Genomic DNA, 18,020 nt, shown 5'->3' on the forward strand with positions numbered 1-18,020 from the left:
GGGTCCGCGGGTGCGGCCGGGGCCGGATCCGCCGGCGCGGCCGGGGCCGGATCTGCAGGTGCCGCCGGGGCCGGATTCTCCGGGGTCGGCTGCGTGACTCCAGGTCCGCCGTCAACGCCGGTTGCAGGCGCTGTCTCCACCGGAGCCGTCTCCACCGGGGCCGTCATGTTCGGGTCTGGCGGTACAATGGCCGGAAGTGCCGGCCCTACACGGTAGATTGCCTTGGACGCATTATAGGTATCCTTGTTCAGAAGGGTCCTTTCCTGCTCCACGCCGTCCACGGTCACCACCTTCCAAAGCCTGGACCTGAGTCCTGTATGGGAAGACTGTACCTTGACCTGGGCGCCTGGCGCCAGGGTATTGTCCACAATCAGCTGGGGGTCTCCCGGGCTGGTGCTTCCAATTGTCTCTGAGACATACTCCACCTTGCGGTTAGCAGGTCTGGTCTCCTTGCCGTAAATGGTAAATGTCAGTTTCTTGCCTTCGGTATACCCTTCCACATAAATGGGGGTGCCGTAATTGTTCTTAATCTTAAGATCCTTGTACGTGCCTGCAATGGCGGCATCCCTGGACGGTTTAACATAGGTTACTATCATGGAGTGGTTCTGTCTCTGGACAATCTCCAGTTCCGCTTCCAGTGATGCATTATACAGTGTGGTGGAAATCTGGCACACGCCTCCGCCAATGCTGTCAACGACCTGGCCATTCTCATAAGCCGCCGCTGTCCGGTAGCCATTGGCTGTTGTAAATGGCTGCAGGCACTCATAACCGGAAAGTACATCCCCGGGCATGAGCAGGTGGCCGTTTATCTTGGCCGCGCCTACTGCCAGGTTGGTGGAGCGCGATGCGCCGCTGCTGCTGAAATCAGTTGTATAGGTACCCAGCACATCCTGGATGGTCGCCAGGTCCCCGCTTGTAATGGCAGGCTGCTGTTCCGTTACCTGAGCCGTTACCTTGACCGGTTCTTCTAATCCGCCTTCTAAGGCTTCGTTGAGCGCCGCCTCGGTTGCCGCCGCGTCAACCACCTTGCCTGCCACGGAGTCCGTGATGACAAACTGGCCGTTTTCCCTTGTAATGGACGCATCCTGGGGCTGTGCCGTCACAGCCTGGCACTGGGTATCCACGAACGCTTTTACCTTTTCGGAATCCACCGCCGTGTCCAGTTCCAGGTCCACGGGCGCCGCCGCCAGGTCCTTCTGAACCATATACTGTTTAATCAGGCTGCCTCCTGCATACTGTCCGGCTGCCTCGTCTACTGCCTGTGTATTGCTCCAGTGAAAGCCCAGTTCCCTTGCCGTGGTTTCCACATCCTGTCCGTCCACGCTCAGAATCACCTTCTGACCCGCCAATCCGTCCACATACTGTTCCACTGCTGCCTTTGCCTCTTCGGCCGTCATCCCCGCCAGACTCTGGCTGCCTGCACTGATACCCTCAGGCAGTACGGGAGCGGCCCAGGCCATCACTGGAAATGCCGCAAGCAGCCCCATACTGATGACTGCCGCCAATCCGGCACTTCCTATTGCTTTTCTCATAATTTCTCCTCTTCCCGGTTTTAATTCAATGCTGCGGATCCTAGAGCGTGTTTGAAAATTGCTTTCCGTTGGCTGTGCGTCCCACTTTGTGGGAGATTTGGTCCCGATGATGGAGGCGTAGCGAACTACGCTGACTGAATCGGGGCCAAATATACCGCGAAGTGGGGCGTGCAGACGGCGGGAATGAATTTTCAAACAGGCTCTAGTACAGCATATTGGGTCTGTCCTCTGAATCCCAGCACCAGTACGACTTAGTACATCAAAGCACTGAGCGCCATGGGCACAATCATTGCCAGCACCAATACCACTACAATGACAGTGGAAATGATTTTCTTGAATTTGGGATCACTCATATTCATCATGTACATTCACCTCTTTATAATAATATGCCTCAGAATCTCTTACTTAGTCTGCTGCAGACCACTCTTTTTAAAAGATTTGTCTTGGTATCCTTCCATACTGGGAGATAATGGTGTCAATCATCCGCGATGCCTGGCTGCGGCTCATGTCTTCTATCTGCACAGTTACGTCTATTCTATGACATTTTAATAAATCCTGCAAGTATTCTTTTTGTCTTTTTGTGGCTGCCTGGTCCCTTTTTGCTTTATAAATCAATGGTCTGGGTGCAAACATGTCCGGCTGGTCCTGGCTGTGGCGCGACATCAGCTCCTGGTACAGCAGGTGGGCGGCTTCTGCATCCGCCTGGGCCCGGTGGGCCGTGGACTGAGGGACATGGAAATAGGCACAGGCACAGGACAGGTTCTTCCTGGTATCTCCTGTCATAAATGCGCGGCACAGCGTCAGGGTGTCGATTCCATGGCGTTCAAACTCCAGGCCGCGGTTCACTGCCGCGTGTTTTAAAAAGCTGTAATCAAACCGGATATTGTGGCCAAGAAGGGGAAGGTCACCGCAGAACCTGACCACATCTTCTATGAGCTCCTCAATGGGAGGCGCGTCCGCCAGCATCTTGTCCGTGATTCCGGTGAGCTGGGTAATATGTGCCCCAAGGCTCCGGCCGGGATTTACAAATGTGACATATCTCTTGGAAATGACCCCGTCCACTACTTTTAAGGCTGCTATCTCCGTTATCTTCTCCTGCTTTGGCTCCAGTCCTGTTGTTTCCAGGTCCAGGGCTATGTATGAATTTGTCATTATCTTACATTTTCTCCTATTCTTCGCGGCCCGGGCAGTCATCCCTTAAAAAGCACTCACCGCACCTGGGCCTGCGGGCAATACAGATGGTCCTGCCCAGGGTTATGATGTGGATGTTCCAGAGGATCCAGTGGTCCTTCGGCAATACCTTCATCAAATCGTATTCGATTTTCTCCGGGTCCTCTGCCTTTGTAAGGCCCAGCTTCCTGGAAATGCGTTTCACATGGGTGTCCACCACAATACTTGGCTCATTGTAAATATTGCCTCGGATTACATTGGCGGTCTTGCGGCCAACGCCGGCCAGGGAAGTCAGCTCTTCCATGGCAGCCGGCACCTGGCCCCCGAACTTTCCCACCAGGTCTTTGCAGCAGGCAATGATGTTCTTTGCCTTCATATGATAAAAGCCGGTGGAATGGATGTCTTTTTCCAGCTCCTTGAGGTCGGCGGCCGCGAATTTCTCCAGGGTATCGTACTTTTTGAACAGGTCCTCTGTCACCATATTGACCCTGGCATCCGTGCACTGGGCGCTCATAATGACAGCAATCAGAAGCTGCCAGGGCGTTTCATGGTTCAGGTAACACCGGTATTCGGTTCCATACTCCCGGTCCAGGGCTTTTAGGATGCGTTCGATCCGGGCTGCCTGTTCCTTTTTGTTCTCGCGTATTTTGGGTTTTTTCACTTCTGTTTTTTTCATTCTTTAATTCCTTTATCCATTGTCATCCATATCGATTACACATGCCCTGGCATTGTAGGTCAATGGATCCCGGTTCCTGTAATCAAACAGCACAAGGGTTCCATCGGCCATTGCCTCAACATGGGCCATCTTACTGATCTGTCTGGAATCGTAACCTTTATAGTCTGTCAGATATTGCGGGGATTTTCCTTCTTTTATGAAGAAATCCTTTATTTTGGCCTTGGATGCTGCCGGGTCACGGGCAAAGACAGGGCGGCTCTTGACATTTTCCCGAAGGTAAAGGTCGGTCATGAGAAGGTCCCTGTATGTTTCCAGCCCAAGCCCGGCCGTGCCCTCCGGACGGGCTGCCTCCTCCTGTCCGCCGCATGGCGTGAGGCGTTCCCTTATAATATCAAACAGGATTTCATATCTGGCAATCCGGTTGTGGCTAATCCCAGCCAGCCCGCGGCGCCGGTAATACTCCCCCATGAAATAAAACATGGAATAGGGGGACGCAAACTCGTTTTCGAAGGCTTTCAGCGTACAGGTGAACTGTCTGCTGTTGTAGTAGACCTCCACCATGTCCTCCACTTCCTTTAATTCCAGGATGCCGTCATAGGACAGCCATCTGGTGGACAGGACTTCATAGGGAGGAAGGGATGAGTAGGCAAGTCCGTAGGAGCCAGCCATCTCTTCCATAAAGGAGCCCTTCAGTACCTTCAGGAATCCCAGTTGGAGCTGTTCCGGTTCCATGGCATACACATCGTTGAAGGAACGCCGGAAACTGTCCAGGTCTTCATGGGGCAGCCCTGCAATCAGGTCCAGGTGCTGGTGCACGTTCCTGCCCCGGTTAATCCTGGCGGTAATCCGCTGTATCTCCTCCAGGTCGGTTTTGCGCCGTATGGCCACCAATGTCCGTACATTGGTGGTCTGGACCCCGATTTCCAGCTGCACCAGCCCGGGACGCATCTTTGCAAGAAGGTCCATCTCCTCTTCGTCCAGCAGGTCGGCTGCTATCTCAAAATGAAAGTTGGTAATACCGTTGTCATGTTCCTGTATGAACTTCCAGATGGCCATGGCATGGCTCTTCCTGCAGTTAAAGGTCCTGTCCACAAATTTCACCTGAGGGACCCCGGCATCCAGGAAATAACGGAGTTCTTCCCGCACCAGTCCCAAATCGCGGAACCGCACCTGCCTGTCTATGGATGAAAGGCAGTAACTGCAGGAGAACGGGCACCCCCTGCTGCTTTCATAATAAATAATCCTGTGCTCCAGATCTTTCAATGCCACGGTATGATAGGAAAATGGAATCCGGTTCAGGTCCATCACGGGCCGGATGCCGGTATCTGTCAGGGTACCGTCGGGATTGCGGTAGGTCAGGCCGGCGATATCAGACATATCGGTCAGGTCATCCACATAATGCCGCGCCAACTGTGCAAATGTCTCTTCTCCTTCACCCTTCATGACTCCTGTGACAGAAGGGTTTTCCCTTAAAACCTTCTCAGCGTCAAAGGATACCTCGGGTCCGCCCAACCAGATGGGAATGCCTGGCAGTACCTTTCTAAGGTCGGCTGCCAGGGCGCGGATGGTCGCGATATTCCAGATATAACAGGAAAACCCGATTACATCGGGTCTTCTCCTGTAAATGTCCTGCAGACATACTTCCATCTGATGGTTGATGGTATACTCTGCAAGTTCAATTGTGGCCTGCCGGGACCGGCACCTGTCCATCTGCTGCCCTGCATATGCTTTCAGGCTGTAGATGCCAAGATTGGAATGGATATATTTGGCATTGACGGCCACCAGTAATATTTTCATGAAATTCATACCTCTATTTCGATTTTCCTGCCCGTGGGCTGGTACTGGTAATAGCGCACGCCGGCTGCGTTCAGCATGCGCTTAGACGCCCTGACGGCAGGAGTCTCGGCATACTTGTCCTCCCCATAGATAATGGTCTTGATCCCGGCCTGGATAATGGCTTTGGCACACTCGTTGCACGGGAACAGGGTCACATACAGCTTGCTTCCCTCCAGGCTTCCTCCCCTGTAGTTAAGGATAGCATTTAACTCGCTGTGTGTGGAGTAGAAATATTTGGAATTATAGGGATCTTCCTCCTGTTGTTCCTTGCCCCACGGGAATTCGTCATCCGAGCATCCCTTTGGGAACCCATTGTAGCCCATGGACAGGATTTTGTTGTCCTGGCTCACGATACACGCGCCTACCTGGGTGCTGGGATCCTTGGACCGTCTGCCTGACAGCAGGGCAACCCCCATAAAATACTCATCCCATGTTATATAATCCGCACGCTTTCCAGTCACTGCTGCATTCCTCCTTCTTAAGTCATCAATTAATGGAATATTTCTTGGAGCGTATTATATCATATAATCATGCATTTTCCTATTGTTTTCGGACTTTATATGGGTTATCCCGAAAAGCCCTGTTTTTCCCCAGGGCCTTTTGCCCCCGCGGGCCGGGTAACGTGCCATCGGGCTGCGTTTCATTTTTTATAAGGCTTTTCCCATCACAGCCCAAAAATGGTTTCCAGCCCACAACCGCGGGCTGGAAACCATTTTACATCACAACATTCACCTTCATATAATCCCCTGGATTCTTCTCAATATCAATGATTGTCCCAGGCGCTTCCTTTATGGTGACCACCTTGGTCAGTATCTTCCGGGCATCCACCTTTCCTGTATGAATCAGGTCAATGGCTTCCTCAAATTCATTGGCGCTGGTGCGGGCGCCGCGTATGTCCACCTCTTTCTTGGTAATCACATCCGTGGGAAGGGGCGTCTCCTTCTTGGGCCAGCCTGTGAGGGTAATACGCCCTGCGTTTGATACAAGGTCCAGGGCAGAACGCACGGCCGGGTTAGCCCCGGAACACTCCATCACCAGCTCAGCCATGCGCCCGCCGGTATACTCAGAAACCTTGGCCGCCGTATCCTCCCTGCCGGAGTTGACGGTATACCGCACGCCCAGCTTCCTTGCCGCCTCCAGCCGTTCATCCACCAGGTCTATCATGATAGGATGGGCGCCGTACGCAATGGCGGCCATGGCCGCCAGGATGCCGATGGGGCCCGCTCCAATGATTGCCACATGTTCCCCTGCCTTTAATCCTCCCCTGTGGATTCCGTGAAGCGCAATGGTAAGGGGTTCGGCAATGGGCGCCAGTTCCCAGGGCATATCCTTTGGCAGCTTCCACAGCATATCTGCCGGGTGGACAAAATATTCAGACATCCCGCCCTCTGCATGGACGCCCAGCACCTTTAAGTCCGTACAGCAATTGGTCCGGCCGATGGAGCAGGGATAACAGGAGCCGCAGTAGAGATAGGGGTCAACAATTACATGGTCTCCTGCTTTCAGACCCTTTTTATTGTGCTCTGGTATGGACAGGATTTCCCCTGCCACCTCATGACCGATGATACGCGGATATGTAACCAGTCCGTTGGTACCGCGGAACGCGCCAATGTCGCTTCCGCAGATTCCTGCCGACCTGACCTTGATTAAGGCTTCATTTTCCCCTGCTTGCGGCTTGTCAATCTCAACGCATTGAACCTTCCGCGGCCCGTCATATTTGATTGCATACATAATCTTTCCTACCTCTTTTCTTACATGGCTTTTTATATGGACTTTTATATGGCTGCTGCATGGCTTTCTGCACCATTCTATACCTGGCTATTACTTCGCTTTCTATATGGATATCTACATAGCCAATACTTCGTTCCATTTCTCCTCCACCACAGGAATCCCGTTTTCCCGGTTGTCCCGGATGGCAATTAACTCAGGTTCGCCCGGGTACAGGACCTGGCCGCCTTCCTTTTCCGGGACGGAGGATTTGACATCGCTGACAATATCAGTCACGATCCGGTCTGTCAGCTCTGGTGTGTTGGCCTTAGACGGGTCAATGGCAATCATGACCTGGGTAAGGCCAACCTCATCCCCAAAGGTTCCTATGGTATGCACGGAGTTCCCATTGGAAAGCACGGTTGCAATCAGGTCCAGGGCAATGGAAATGCCGCTTCCCTTCCAGTATCCCATGGGCAGCACGCGCCAGGATTTTTCAATCTCCGCCGGGTCCGTGGTCAGGTTGCCCTTGGTATCATAACCGCCTGGTACGGGCAGCTGGGTGCCCTTGAGCCTGCAGTCCTCCATCTTGCCGTAGGAGAACTGGGATACGGCGCAGTCAATTACCACATGCTCCCCGTTACTTCTCGGGATGGCCATGATAAACGGGTTATTTCCAATCTTCTTGTCAACGCCGCCCCATGCAGGCATGTTGGGCTGTGTGTTGGACCAGCAGATTCCGATGCAGCCCTGGTCGGCTGCCTGCCATCCATAACTTCCGCCGCGCATCCAGTGGTTGTTGTTGCCCAGCGCCACAACGCCGATGCCATACTGCTTTGCCAGCTCCACGGCGCGGTCCATGGCTTTTTTGGCATTTAATGGGCCGAATCCCCTGTGTCCGTTCCATCGCTCGAACGCGCCCATGGCCATCTCACAGCCAGCCGTGACCTGGGGGTCAATCTCCCCTTTTTTCAGGTATTCAATTACCCTGGGGAACCGGTTCAGGCCATGGGAGTATACGCCAGCCAGGGAATTCTGGGCAAATATCCCTGCGGCATCCGCTGCATTTTCTTCCGTAAATCCGTATTTGGCCAGAACACGTTTAAATTCATTTACCATATCCTCATATTTTACCCTCATCTTCTTCTCCTCTCATCCTCCCCTTTTCGCTGTCTATCTCCGCGGCCTCCGGCCGTTCCCGGCAGATATAGCGGGACAGGGCGTTCAGTTCTTCCAGCCTGGCCATATTGGTTCCTATCCCATATATCCTTCTGGAGTCCGTGTATGATTTTCCTGTGTCTTCCCTGATTGTCACAAGAATCAGGGAACGGATTGCGAATATATCCGCCCTTCCCAGGCCATAGGCCCCGCACAGGCGGTATATGGTATCCTCCACCCGGTGTATCCCGGCCCCTGCTTCAAGCATTGCCTGCCCTATGTCCACAAACAGGTCCAGATAACGGCTGACTTCCATCCTCAGTCCACGGTAACGCCCAGAAACTGGCATAATTCCTGGATACAGGCGTCTTTATCCTTTTGGGTCAGCTCCACCCCGAACATGAAACGGAAAATGGCCTCCATCTGCCCGGCCAGCATCTTGAGCCCGGGTACGGTCTTAAGGCCCCTTGCCCTGGCGGCTGCGATTACCGGAGTGTCAGCCGGATTGATGATAACGTCAAATACCACGCAGTCCTTTGGAAGATAGTCCACAAACCCCAGGTATTCGTGGGTCTTTCCGTATCCCGCCATTCCCAGGGGCGTCACCTGAAGGAACAGCTGGGCTGTCCCGGCCGCCTTATCAAGGTTCTCCGGCGTGGATGCCAGGGCCCTTGTCTCCATGGAGGTATGGGTGTTCAGTATGTCGGCGATTTCCTGTGCCTTTTTTACGGTCCTGTTTAATATGGTAAGTTTCCTGATGCCGTGCTTTGACAGTTCCAGCCCAATCACGCCGCTGATGCTGCCGCTTCCCAGCATCACCGCCTCTTTTCCCTCAAGCCGGGCGCCGCTGCTTAGGATGGCATTCAGGGCGCCCTTACCGTCCATGCCCACGCCGTGGCTGGTGCCGTCTTCGTCAATGCGGATTGCATTGACGGACTGGAATATCCTGGAGCTTTCATCCACATCATCCAGCAAAGGTATGATATCCTTTTTGTGCGGCATGGTAGGGGAAATGTAGCGGATGCCCAGCATTTTACATGCCTCCATAAACCGGGGCAGCATTCCCTTTTTTACCTCCACCGGAAGCATGATGGCGTTCATGTCCAGTTCGCCAAACAGTTTGTTGTACGCCCTGGGCGCATTGGTCTTGCCCATGGGGTCGCCTATATTTAACACAAGCTTTGTGTCCGTATTGAATTTAACATTTTCCAGATTCATGATACCCATTTCCCCCTTTATTTCCCGCTCTTGCCCAGGTACACTTCCAACAGCGCATCCTGGCTGGCGCCGTCGGAGGCATCCAGCTCACCGGCTATCTTCCCGGTATTCAGCATGTAGGAGCGGTCGCTGACCTTTATTGCCATCCTGGCGTTCTGCTCCACCAGAAGGATTGTGATTCCTGTCTGTTTCAGCTTTTCAATGATGTTGAATACCTGCTCCACCACCAGCGGCGCAAGGCCCATGGACGGTTCATCCAGCAAAAGGAGCTTGGGGTCGGACATCATGGCCCTTCCGATGGCCAGCATCTGCTGTTCGCCTCCGGACAGCGTGCCCCCCATCTGGCCCTTCCTCTCCGCAAGGCGTGGGAAGAATTCAAATACCTGGTCTAAGATTTTCTGGTCCAGCGCCTTGTCTGCGGCCCTTGTGTAGGAGCCGATGGCCAGGTTTTCCATAACCGTGGCATCGGCGAATATCTTGCGCCCCTCCGGCACGATGGAGATTCCCATGGGGATGATTTCATGGGATTTCCTGCCCACAAGTTCCTCCCCCTGGTATTTGACGGAGCCGCTTTCAATATGTACCATGCCGATGATGGATTTTAAAAGGGTTGATTTGCCTGCGCCGTTGGCTCCCAGCAGAGAAACCAGCTCTCCCTTGTCCACATGGATGTTTATGTCCTTGATGGCTTTAATCATCCCATAGCTGGAATGTAAGCCGGATATATCTAAAACCGTTTCCCTCTGGCCCATTAAGAATCACTCCTTCCCAGGTATGCCTCGATTACTTCCTCATTGTTCTGAATCTCTTCCGGAACCCCGTGGGCAATCCTCGCACCATAGTTTAACACCGTGATATCATCCGAAATATTCATGATCAGGTCCATGTCATGCTCCACTATGAGGACGGATATGCCAAAGTCATTGCGGATGCCACGGATTGTCCTTATGAGTTCTTCCTTTTCCTGGGCATTCATTCCTGCTGCCGGTTCATCCAACAAAAGGATTTTTGGCTGGGTGGCCATGGCCCTGGCGATTTCCAGCAGCCGCTGGTGGCCGTAAGGCAGGCTGGAGGCCAGCTCATCCTTTAAGTCCGCAATCTTTAAATACTCCAGAAGTTCCTCGCTCCTTTTCCGGATATTCCTGTCCTCTTCCAGCATTTTCCTGCGGTTGTAGATAATGTTGAACAGTCCGGCCCGGCTCCGGCAGTGGAAGCCTGTCATGACATTTTCCACTGCCGTCATTTTCTTAAACAGGCGGATGTTCTGGTAGGTCCTGGCGATTCCCATGTCCACTATCTTGTATGGTGCGCAGCCGCAGATGGATCTGCCCTCAAAGAAGATATCGCCTTTGGTCACCTGGTATACGCCGGTAATGATATTGAATACCGTTGTCTTTCCTGCGCCGTTGGGGCCAATCAGGGAACAGATCTGGTTTTTTTCTATCTTAAGGTCAACCTCGGAAACAGCTGTCAGGCCGCCGAATTGTTTTGTAACTCCCTTTAATTCCAATACTGCCACAATCCTCACCTGTCCTTTCCGTCGAATTTAGCCTGTGCATATCCAATGAGTTTTTTCGCATAGGGCGTGATGCCGCCCGGATAGCGGATAATGACCGTCAGGAGGATGACCCCGTACACAACCATGCGCCAGTCTCCCAGGAAACGCAGGGCTTCCGGAAGGATATTCATGATAATGGCGCCAATCACAGGCCCGATGGTGGTTCCCATCCCTCCCATGATGGCTGTCCACAGGAACATGTTGGAATCGTTGCTGGTAAAGCTGTCAGGGCTTACATAGTGGATCATCATGGCGTACAGCACTCCTGCCACAGCGGAGTAGACCGCAGACAGCACAAATGCCCTGATTTTAAAGGTAGTGATATTGATTCCCGTCAGCTCGGCAACCTTGTCATCATCACGGATTGCCATGAACGCCCTTCCTGTCCTGGACCGCATCAGCCATTTCTGGTACATGATGCCGATGAACACGAAAAATGCAATCAGATAATAATATTTGAATAATGTATCAAACTTGAATCCAAACAGGTCCGGCGCCTTGATACCTACCACACCGGCCGGGCCGCCCGTCAGGTCAATCCAGTTCACCAGCACCATCCTGACAATCTCGCCAAAGCCAATGGTCAGAAGGGCCAGATAGCTGCCCCGCACCTTAAGGGCCGGGATGGCGAGAAACACGCCGAACACGGCCGTCACCAGGACAGACGCAGGTAGCACCACGAAAAACGGACATCCCAGCTTTGTATTCAGCAGTGCCGTGGTATATGCGCCAATCCCATAAAAAGCCGCCTGCCCAAGGGAAAGCTGTCCCGTGTATCCGGTCAAAATATTCACTCCCGTACCAACAATGGCATAAATGCCTATCATATTGACAATCTGGATGATATATGCATTGGGAAGGAGGAAGGGCAGGATCAGGATTGCCGCCGTAACCACTGCAATTAAAGTAATTTTCTTTGTCTGCTTCATCACAATACCCCCTACAGCTTCTGCTCGATGCGCTTGCCCAGAATCCCATTTGGCTTAAAATACAGGAACAGGAACAACAGCACAAATGAGATGATATCCTTATAAGCAGCCGTGGCATACGTGGCTCCCAGCGCTTCCACAATCCCCAGTATGATGCCTCCAAGCATGGCCCCCACAATGTTGCCGAACCCGCCCAGGATAGCTGCGGAAAATGCCTTCAGCCCAACCAGCGTACCCATGTCCACGCTTACATAGAAAATCGGCGAAAGAAGGATTCCCGCAATGGCTGCAAAGGCTGCGCTGATGCCGAATGTAACCAGCCTGCACTTATTCACATTAATGCCCATCATGGACGCGCCCTCGGAATCCGTGGCAGCCGCCCTCATCTGCTTGCCGGTCCTGGTCTTATAAAAAAACAGCTGAAGCACCACCACAAGGCAGGCCGCCACGCAGATAATCCCTATGTTCTGCGGCAGAAGCAGCAGCTGGCCCAGATTAATGGGATCCGTGCTGAACAGGGCCGGGAACACCTGAGGCTCAGCCCCCCAGATGACAATAGCCAGATTCTTCATGATATAGGACACGCCCACCGTTGCAATCAGAAGGTTTGTAAATGAACTGAACTCCAGCTTCCTGTAAATGAACCGCTCCAGGCAGCATCCAATGAACGCGGCCGCGATAATGGTCAGCACAATGGCCAGGGGTATGGGAATCCCCACCGTAATCAGGGTAAGGCAGATAAAAGCAGAAATCATAATCGTATCACCATGTGCAAAGTTCAGCATGCCAAGTGATTTATATATCATGGTCACGCCAATGGCCAGCAAAGCATAGATGCTGCCATTGGTAAGGCCGTTTAAAATCTGTTGAAAGACCATAGTCTCCTCCTTACATTCTGTCTGTTTTGACACGCCGCCGTCAGTCCATGGGTACAATGGTATGCTTACCGTCCACTATCTGCACAACCATCAGGTCCTTAATCATCTCGCCATTGGAAGCAAAGTTATAGACACCGGCCGCGCCCTCAAAATCCTTGGTTGCCAAAAGCGCATCCCTGATAGCCTGCCCGTCCAGTGAACCTGCCCTCTTAATGGCATCCGCCAGAAGATAGACCGAATCATAGGCCTGGGGCGCGTTCTGGTCATAGCTCTGCTGGTAAATCTCTTTATACTTCTTATCAAATGCCTGGACCTTCTCATCCGGGTTTGCCTCTGTAAAAGCAGTCGTGAAAATAAGCCCATTTACAGCGTCCCCGCCCAGTTCAACCAGTTTAGGAGAATTAAATCCCGTACCGATAAGCGGAACCTCAATGCCATTCTGTTTCGCCTGCTTACAAATCAGGGCCGCCTCCGTATAATACCCCCAGAGGATGATGGCGTCCGGCTCAGCCTGTTTTAATTTAGTCAGATGTACGGAAAAATCCTTCTCGCCCGAATTATACATTTCATTGGCCGCCACATCGATTCCATACTCCGGCGCCAGCTCCTGGATAATCCCAAAGGCGCCTGTGCCGAAATCAGAGGACTCATATAGCACAGCCACTTTCTGTCCGTTTATTTTTTCCTTAAAGTATTTAAACAACGTCTTTATATGGGTTGTGTCCGTGGCAGTCGTACGGAAAATGAACTCATTTCCCTGTTCCACAATACTCTGCGCGCTGGAGCATGGTGTAATCTGGGGAATCTTAGAAGCCGCCGTAATCTCCATATCTGCAATGGTGCAGGAGCTGTTCAGCGCACCAATCAGCGCGGTTATCTTATTCTGGTTCACCAGCTTCTGTGTCACGGTAACAGACTTTGCCGGAACCCCCTCGTCATCTTCCTTCACAAGTTCAATCATATACTTTCCGTCAATGCCGCCGGCTTCATTAATCTCATTTACAGCCATTTCTACCGCATTGGCCTGCACCAGGCCGCTGGCCGCCGCATTTCCCGTAAGGGGCCCCACGCATCCCAGAACAACCGTCTCTTTCCCATCCTTACCCTTCGTATCCCCCTGGCACCCCGACATGGTCCCCATAACCATGGCCGCCACTGTCAAAACCGCTGCTATCTTCCAATATCTTCTCATAAAATAAACCCTTTCCCTATCTATGCTCTCAACAATAGCTCCAAAAAACCTCACATCCACCAGAAGCAGGCCCCCTACCCACTCCCTCTAATTCACTAAACTCCACATTCCAGGCCTGCCAGCCACTCTCATCCACCAAACCGCAGTACGGCCCATCAAACAATCCCAATCATTAAACTGCGTTCCGGCCCGCCGCATCTTCCCACGCCATAAGCTGTAATCCGGCCTGCCAGTACCGCAGCCGCGTCCCGGGTATCCTTCCTGAGAAGACCATCTTTACCCGCCGGCACTTAGACGCGGTCCTTCACGCGTCTTAGTACCGCTGCGCGTAAAACAAGCGCGAGCGGGTCTGAACAGGGAGGATACCCGGGATGCGGCGGACCCTACTCCGAAACGCCGCGGACCCTACTCCGGAACGCCGCCCCCCACCTTACAGCGCCGCGATTTCCTTCGCAGCCCGCAAAAACGTATCAATATCCTCCACCCCATGACAATGAAGCGGTGACACGCGCACAATCCCTGCCAGGTCAAAGGGATGCAGTGACCGGACAGAATAATAATTGGAATCGCTTCGGTCATAGACAATGACATCCCTCTTCACAAACTCCGTAACCGCATCCGGGCAGCTGATGTTATCAAAGGTCAGCGGCATGATGAAATCCCTATTTTCCAAAGACTCCCTGTCAAATTCAACCCTGGCATGGGGAATATGGCGGATACCCGGAACCTCCTCCGTTCCCTCCAGCGCCCTGTATAGCAGCGCCCTCTCATGCATCTCAATGCGTTCCATGCCTTCCACGTACAGTTCCCTTCTGTCCGTGCTGTCAATGTAATGGCTGCCGATCCAGCATACATGGTCCACGATGGCGCTTACGCTTGCATACATGGCAGGCGCCGGGCCGCCGATTTCCCATGGGTCGCCCAGATTGCCAAAGATTCCGGGATGGTCCAGGGCTGCCAGACGGTCCGATACATAACCGGCGCCGAATCCCCTGCATCCGAAAATCTTGTATGCTGCAAAGTTGATGCCATCCAGCTGTAAATCCTGTACATCCACCAGTCCGTGGGGCATGTGCTGTACCGCATCGGAAATTATGTATAAGTCAGGCTTGATGGCGCGGGCGCGGGTTACGATTTCCTTCATATCCATCACCGCGCCGGTGTGGTTGGACGCATAGATGCACACCAGAAGGGCCGTGTCCTTATCCACCAGACGTTCAATCTCTTCCGCGTCAATTCCGCCCGTCACCTTATTTGGCTTTGCAATACGCACCTCCATGCCTGCTTTTCTTCCATAGTACATGACAGAATCATATGCGGAGGGATGGTCCAGGTCAGTTACCACCACATTGGTACCTTTTATATTCTCAAGTACGGTGCGGACCATCTCAAACATTACCTTAGAGGATGATTTCTCAGCAATTATCTGTCCGTACCTGGGGGCATTGAACATAATCCTTAAATCCCTGAACCCATTCAGGGTCAGCTGCCTTAACGCCTTTGCCCTTGGATGTTTCCTGGAATCACAGTCAGGGAATGTGTCCGCTTCCTCATAAGCCTTATTGACAGCCTTCAGTCTCAGGGAACCGCCTGCATTTTCAAAAAACAGCCTCTTACCTGCCTCCGGATCGGAATCCACGTTCCAGAACCTGTCCTTAATCTCTGCCTGAAGCTTCCCGTCAAATAATAAACCCTGTGGGTAATCCTTAATATTCATCTCTGTGCTCCTCCTGGTTTGAGCTATATTTTATCTGCTTACTTATTCTCTTAATCAAACACTACTTTTCCTTCATCAAAAATCACCTTGCCGTCCACTTCAATGGTCGGGTCCTTGAACATCATGTCGATGTGAAGCAGGCAGTCCTGGTTATCCGTCTCATTGTTGCCCAGCGCCACATGTACATAACCCATGCAGCCCTCATCCTCCAGCATCCTTCCGCAGAGACTTGCATCCGGGTTAAGTCCCACGCCGATTTCGCCGATGCGGTAAATCCTCGGGTCATAAATCTCCTTAAGGACCTTCTCAAACTTCCTGGCTTCCTCACCGCCCTCAATCTTTGTGACAAAGCTGTTCTCAATATATAAGGTAATGGGTTCCTTTAAAAGCCCCATGGCCGGATGGGTGATGCTGCCGTCAATCACCACCTTGCCGTGGGCAGTGCCGGGAATGGCGCCGGTTGCACATTCGATGTCCGGCGGTGAACAGGTCTGGCCCTTCTCATGGCTCATCCCGTACTGCGGGAATATCTTGTGCCCCTTGATGCTGCAGTAGTAGTCCGTTCCCAGGGCAGAAGTGATGTGTACCTGGTCTCCTCCTGCAAAACCTTTGGCAATCTGGTCCACGTATTTTTTGTTGGCCTCGAAGTCTGTGTAGAGGCCGCCTTTTTCCAACATTCCGAAGTCATAATCACAACAGTTTAAATCGCGTGCACCTGCTTCGCACGCCCTCCTTCTTGCATAGCTGTGGGATAAGGAAAAGGTTGTTGCACGAAAGATGACATCGGCTTTCAGCATAGCCGCAGCTACCAGATCCGTTGGCTCCTCTCCGTGCATTTTCCTGGGATTCATCAGGACCAGGGTGCGGTTGGGGAACCTTTCAGCGGCATCCCAGAGCGCCATTCCCATGTCCATGCTTTCCTCATCCGTCACAATCAGGATGTTCTCATCCTCTTTGCAGTGGGAACACACTGTCAGCAGACGTTGGCATGCTTCATAGATTTTCTTTTCTCTCATTTTCTCTCCCTCTCTTTGAAAAAGTTTTTGCTCTTTTTGATTTTTATTATATTTAACCCTTATCCGGGATTAAGTATCTAAATATTTATTCGAATAAATATCGGGTAAAATGAAAAGGAATACTTGGATTCCTCATCATTTTTCATCTTTCCGGGTGCACTCAGGCGCTCTCCCTTATAATAAGCTTCACGCCCATGTATTCATCCTCCACCTGCTGTCCCTCTACCAGTGCAAGCATCTTATCCACATACGTCTTAGCCAGCCTCTCCTTTGAAACATCTACCGTGGTAAGCGCCGGCGTGGTGAGGGGCGCTATCTGGGTATTGTCGCATCCGATGACGGACAGATCGCCCGGCACGGAAATGTTAAGCTTCTTCAGATACTGCATGATCTGGGCGGCAAGATAGTCGTTCCCCACCACCAGGGCCGTGGGCCTGCCATCCTTCTCAGAGGTCACCAGCATGCGGAATACCTCCTCGCATATATCGTCCACGGTCTGGGTCCTGGTACACACAAGCTCCGGCCTGACCGGAATGTTGCTGTGCCTTAAGGCCTCCACGTATGCCCTGACACGGAAGTCATCTCCCTCCACGCCCTTTGTCAGGTACTTGACCGGGGGCACCATGCCGATGCAGGTGTGGCCCTTCAGGATCAGATAATCCACCGACTTCCTGACCGCGTCATAATAATCCGGCACAACCGTCACAATCCTGGAATCCAGCGCCTCATAATGCTTTGTCCTGTATAGGATGATGGGAATGCCGTTCATGGCAATGGTGTTGAGCTGCTGGGCGTCAAACATATTGGTAGCCATGAAGATTCCTTCCGGCTGCCTGCTGATTAACATATCCAGGAACTCCTTGGTATTCCTGCTGTAATTAAGGGATATATAGTATCCATGCTCAAAAAGCCTGGTCTCCACTGCCTCAAAAAGTTCTGCCTGAATATTGTCGCAGACAAATATGAACTGGGCGGAGCGGCTGGTCCTAAGTCCCCTTGCCAGCTGGTTCGGTATGTAATTCAACTCCCTGACAGCTTCTAATACCTTCTCCCTCTTTTCCTGGCTGACATAATTGGAATTGTTCAGCACATACGATACAATGGTCGGAGAAACATTCGCAAGCCTGGCAACGTCTTCGCGGGTAACTGTTTTGCTCATGTTTTCTTCCTTTCTTCTGTGTTTTATAAATACGTATAAATATCTTATGGTTTATATATATCACTTTTAAACCATGATGTCAACATATTTTAAATATTTTTTCAACATTATTGATATATTATTCCTGTTTTATCCTTATTTATTATGTAAATTATCCATATTTATATATTTATATTATTTACTAACCAGATTACCGCCTAACCGCCCTATTCTCCCAGCAGCCAATCCCCGGCAGCGTTCCCAGACATTCAGTACATGGCCATACATCCCTTAC

18 protein-coding genes and 1 pseudogene are annotated in these 18,020 nt (G+C 52.0%); 1 reads left to right on the plus strand and 18 read right to left on the minus strand.

All coding sequences use genetic code 11. From position 1 onward, the window contains the following. Positions 1 to 1,532 (minus strand): VanW family protein (locus tag DWX59_RS30280; RefSeq protein WP_117560475.1); only part of this gene is annotated, 1,532 nt, incomplete at its 3' end. Positions 1,533 to 1,583: 51 nt separating this feature from the next. On the opposite strand from DWX59_RS30280, the pseudogene DWX59_RS30040 reads away from it, so the two are divergent. After that, positions 1,584 to 1,787, plus strand: a pseudogene (locus DWX59_RS30040) (DUF6783 domain-containing protein). Positions 1,788 to 1,961: 174 nt separating this feature from the next. Here DWX59_RS30040 and DWX59_RS17325 read toward each other — a convergent pair. The 17 genes from DWX59_RS17325 to DWX59_RS17400 all read right to left on the minus strand — a co-directional run bounded on the left by DWX59_RS17325 (position 1,962) and on the right by DWX59_RS17400 (position 17,746). Further along, the gene (locus DWX59_RS17325; protein ID WP_117560476.1) at positions 1,962 to 2,684 is read right to left on the minus strand and encodes a 3'-5' exonuclease; all 723 of its coding nucleotides are present in this window, start codon (positions 2,682 to 2,684) and stop codon (positions 1,962 to 1,964) included. 16 nt (positions 2,685 to 2,700) lie between these two features. Further along, complete coding sequence (gene nth, locus DWX59_RS17330) at positions 2,701 to 3,378, minus strand: endonuclease III (protein ID WP_117560477.1); 678 nt, start codon at positions 3,376 to 3,378, stop codon at positions 2,701 to 2,703. A gap of 12 nt (positions 3,379 to 3,390) precedes the next feature. Further along, the gene (locus tag DWX59_RS17335) at positions 3,391 to 5,175 is read right to left on the minus strand and encodes a B12-binding domain-containing radical SAM protein (RefSeq protein ID WP_117560618.1); all 1,785 of its coding nucleotides are present in this window, start codon (positions 5,173 to 5,175) and stop codon (positions 3,391 to 3,393) included. A 5-nt stretch (positions 5,176 to 5,180) separates the two neighbouring features. Then, on the minus strand, positions 5,181 to 5,675 hold the full coding sequence (locus tag DWX59_RS17340) for a deoxycytidylate deaminase (protein ID WP_117560478.1): 495 nt from the start codon (positions 5,673 to 5,675) through the stop codon (positions 5,181 to 5,183). Positions 5,676 to 5,928: 253 nt separating this feature from the next. Further along, entirely contained in the window at positions 5,929 to 6,945 is a 1,017-nt protein-coding gene (locus DWX59_RS17345; RefSeq protein WP_117560479.1) for a zinc-binding dehydrogenase, read from the minus strand. A 114-nt stretch (positions 6,946 to 7,059) separates the two neighbouring features. Then, on the minus strand, positions 7,060 to 8,061 hold the full coding sequence (gene yiaK, locus DWX59_RS17350) for a 3-dehydro-L-gulonate 2-dehydrogenase (protein ID WP_117560480.1): 1,002 nt from the start codon (positions 8,059 to 8,061) through the stop codon (positions 7,060 to 7,062). Next, on the minus strand, positions 8,045 to 8,395 hold the full coding sequence (locus DWX59_RS17355) for a threonine/serine exporter family protein (protein ID WP_166460253.1): 351 nt from the start codon (positions 8,393 to 8,395) through the stop codon (positions 8,045 to 8,047). Before DWX59_RS17355 ends, yiaK begins: the two co-directional genes overlap by 17 nt. 2 nt (positions 8,396 to 8,397) lie before the next feature. Continuing rightward, positions 8,398 to 9,297, minus strand: coding sequence for a shikimate dehydrogenase family protein (locus tag DWX59_RS17360; protein WP_166460254.1), 900 nt, complete (start codon positions 9,295 to 9,297; stop codon positions 8,398 to 8,400). Between the two features lie 17 nt (positions 9,298 to 9,314). Further along, positions 9,315 to 10,049 (minus strand): ABC transporter ATP-binding protein, encoded by a 735-nt coding sequence (locus DWX59_RS17365; RefSeq protein ID WP_117560483.1) that lies wholly within the window; start codon positions 10,047 to 10,049, stop codon positions 9,315 to 9,317. Further along, the gene (locus DWX59_RS17370) at positions 10,049 to 10,816 is read right to left on the minus strand and encodes an ABC transporter ATP-binding protein (protein ID WP_165641858.1); all 768 of its coding nucleotides are present in this window, start codon (positions 10,814 to 10,816) and stop codon (positions 10,049 to 10,051) included. Before DWX59_RS17370 ends, DWX59_RS17365 begins: the two co-directional genes overlap by 1 nt. A 5-nt stretch (positions 10,817 to 10,821) precedes the next feature. Then, positions 10,822 to 11,784: a branched-chain amino acid ABC transporter permease gene (locus DWX59_RS17375; RefSeq protein WP_117560485.1), complete on the minus strand. Its 963-nt coding sequence runs from the start codon at positions 11,782 to 11,784 to the stop codon at positions 10,822 to 10,824. 11 nt (positions 11,785 to 11,795) lie between these two features. Next, positions 11,796 to 12,662, minus strand: coding sequence for a branched-chain amino acid ABC transporter permease (locus DWX59_RS17380; protein WP_117560486.1), 867 nt, complete (start codon positions 12,660 to 12,662; stop codon positions 11,796 to 11,798). 40 nt (positions 12,663 to 12,702) lie between these two features. Further along, entirely contained in the window at positions 12,703 to 13,854 is a 1,152-nt protein-coding gene (locus tag DWX59_RS17385; protein ID WP_147325828.1) for an ABC transporter substrate-binding protein, read from the minus strand. A gap of 155 nt (positions 13,855 to 14,009) precedes the next feature. Next, positions 14,010 to 14,144: a hypothetical protein gene (locus tag DWX59_RS29655; protein WP_264469817.1), complete on the minus strand. Its 135-nt coding sequence runs from the start codon at positions 14,142 to 14,144 to the stop codon at positions 14,010 to 14,012. Positions 14,145 to 14,284: 140 nt separating this feature from the next. Continuing rightward, a complete protein-coding gene (locus tag DWX59_RS17390; RefSeq protein ID WP_117560488.1) occupies positions 14,285 to 15,571 on the minus strand; it encodes an aminotransferase class V-fold PLP-dependent enzyme in 1,287 nt (428 codons plus the stop codon). A 50-nt stretch (positions 15,572 to 15,621) separates the two neighbouring features. Beyond that, positions 15,622 to 16,587, minus strand: coding sequence for an aminopeptidase (locus DWX59_RS17395; RefSeq protein ID WP_117560489.1), 966 nt, complete (start codon positions 16,585 to 16,587; stop codon positions 15,622 to 15,624). 160 nt (positions 16,588 to 16,747) lie between these two features. Further along, complete coding sequence (locus DWX59_RS17400) at positions 16,748 to 17,746, minus strand: LacI family DNA-binding transcriptional regulator (RefSeq protein WP_117560490.1); 999 nt, start codon at positions 17,744 to 17,746, stop codon at positions 16,748 to 16,750. Positions 17,747 to 18,020 lie beyond the last annotated feature (274 nt).

This window comes from Enterocloster aldenensis (genome assembly GCF_003434055.1).
Taxonomy (GTDB): domain Bacteria; phylum Bacillota; class Clostridia; order Lachnospirales; family Lachnospiraceae; genus Enterocloster; species Enterocloster aldenensis.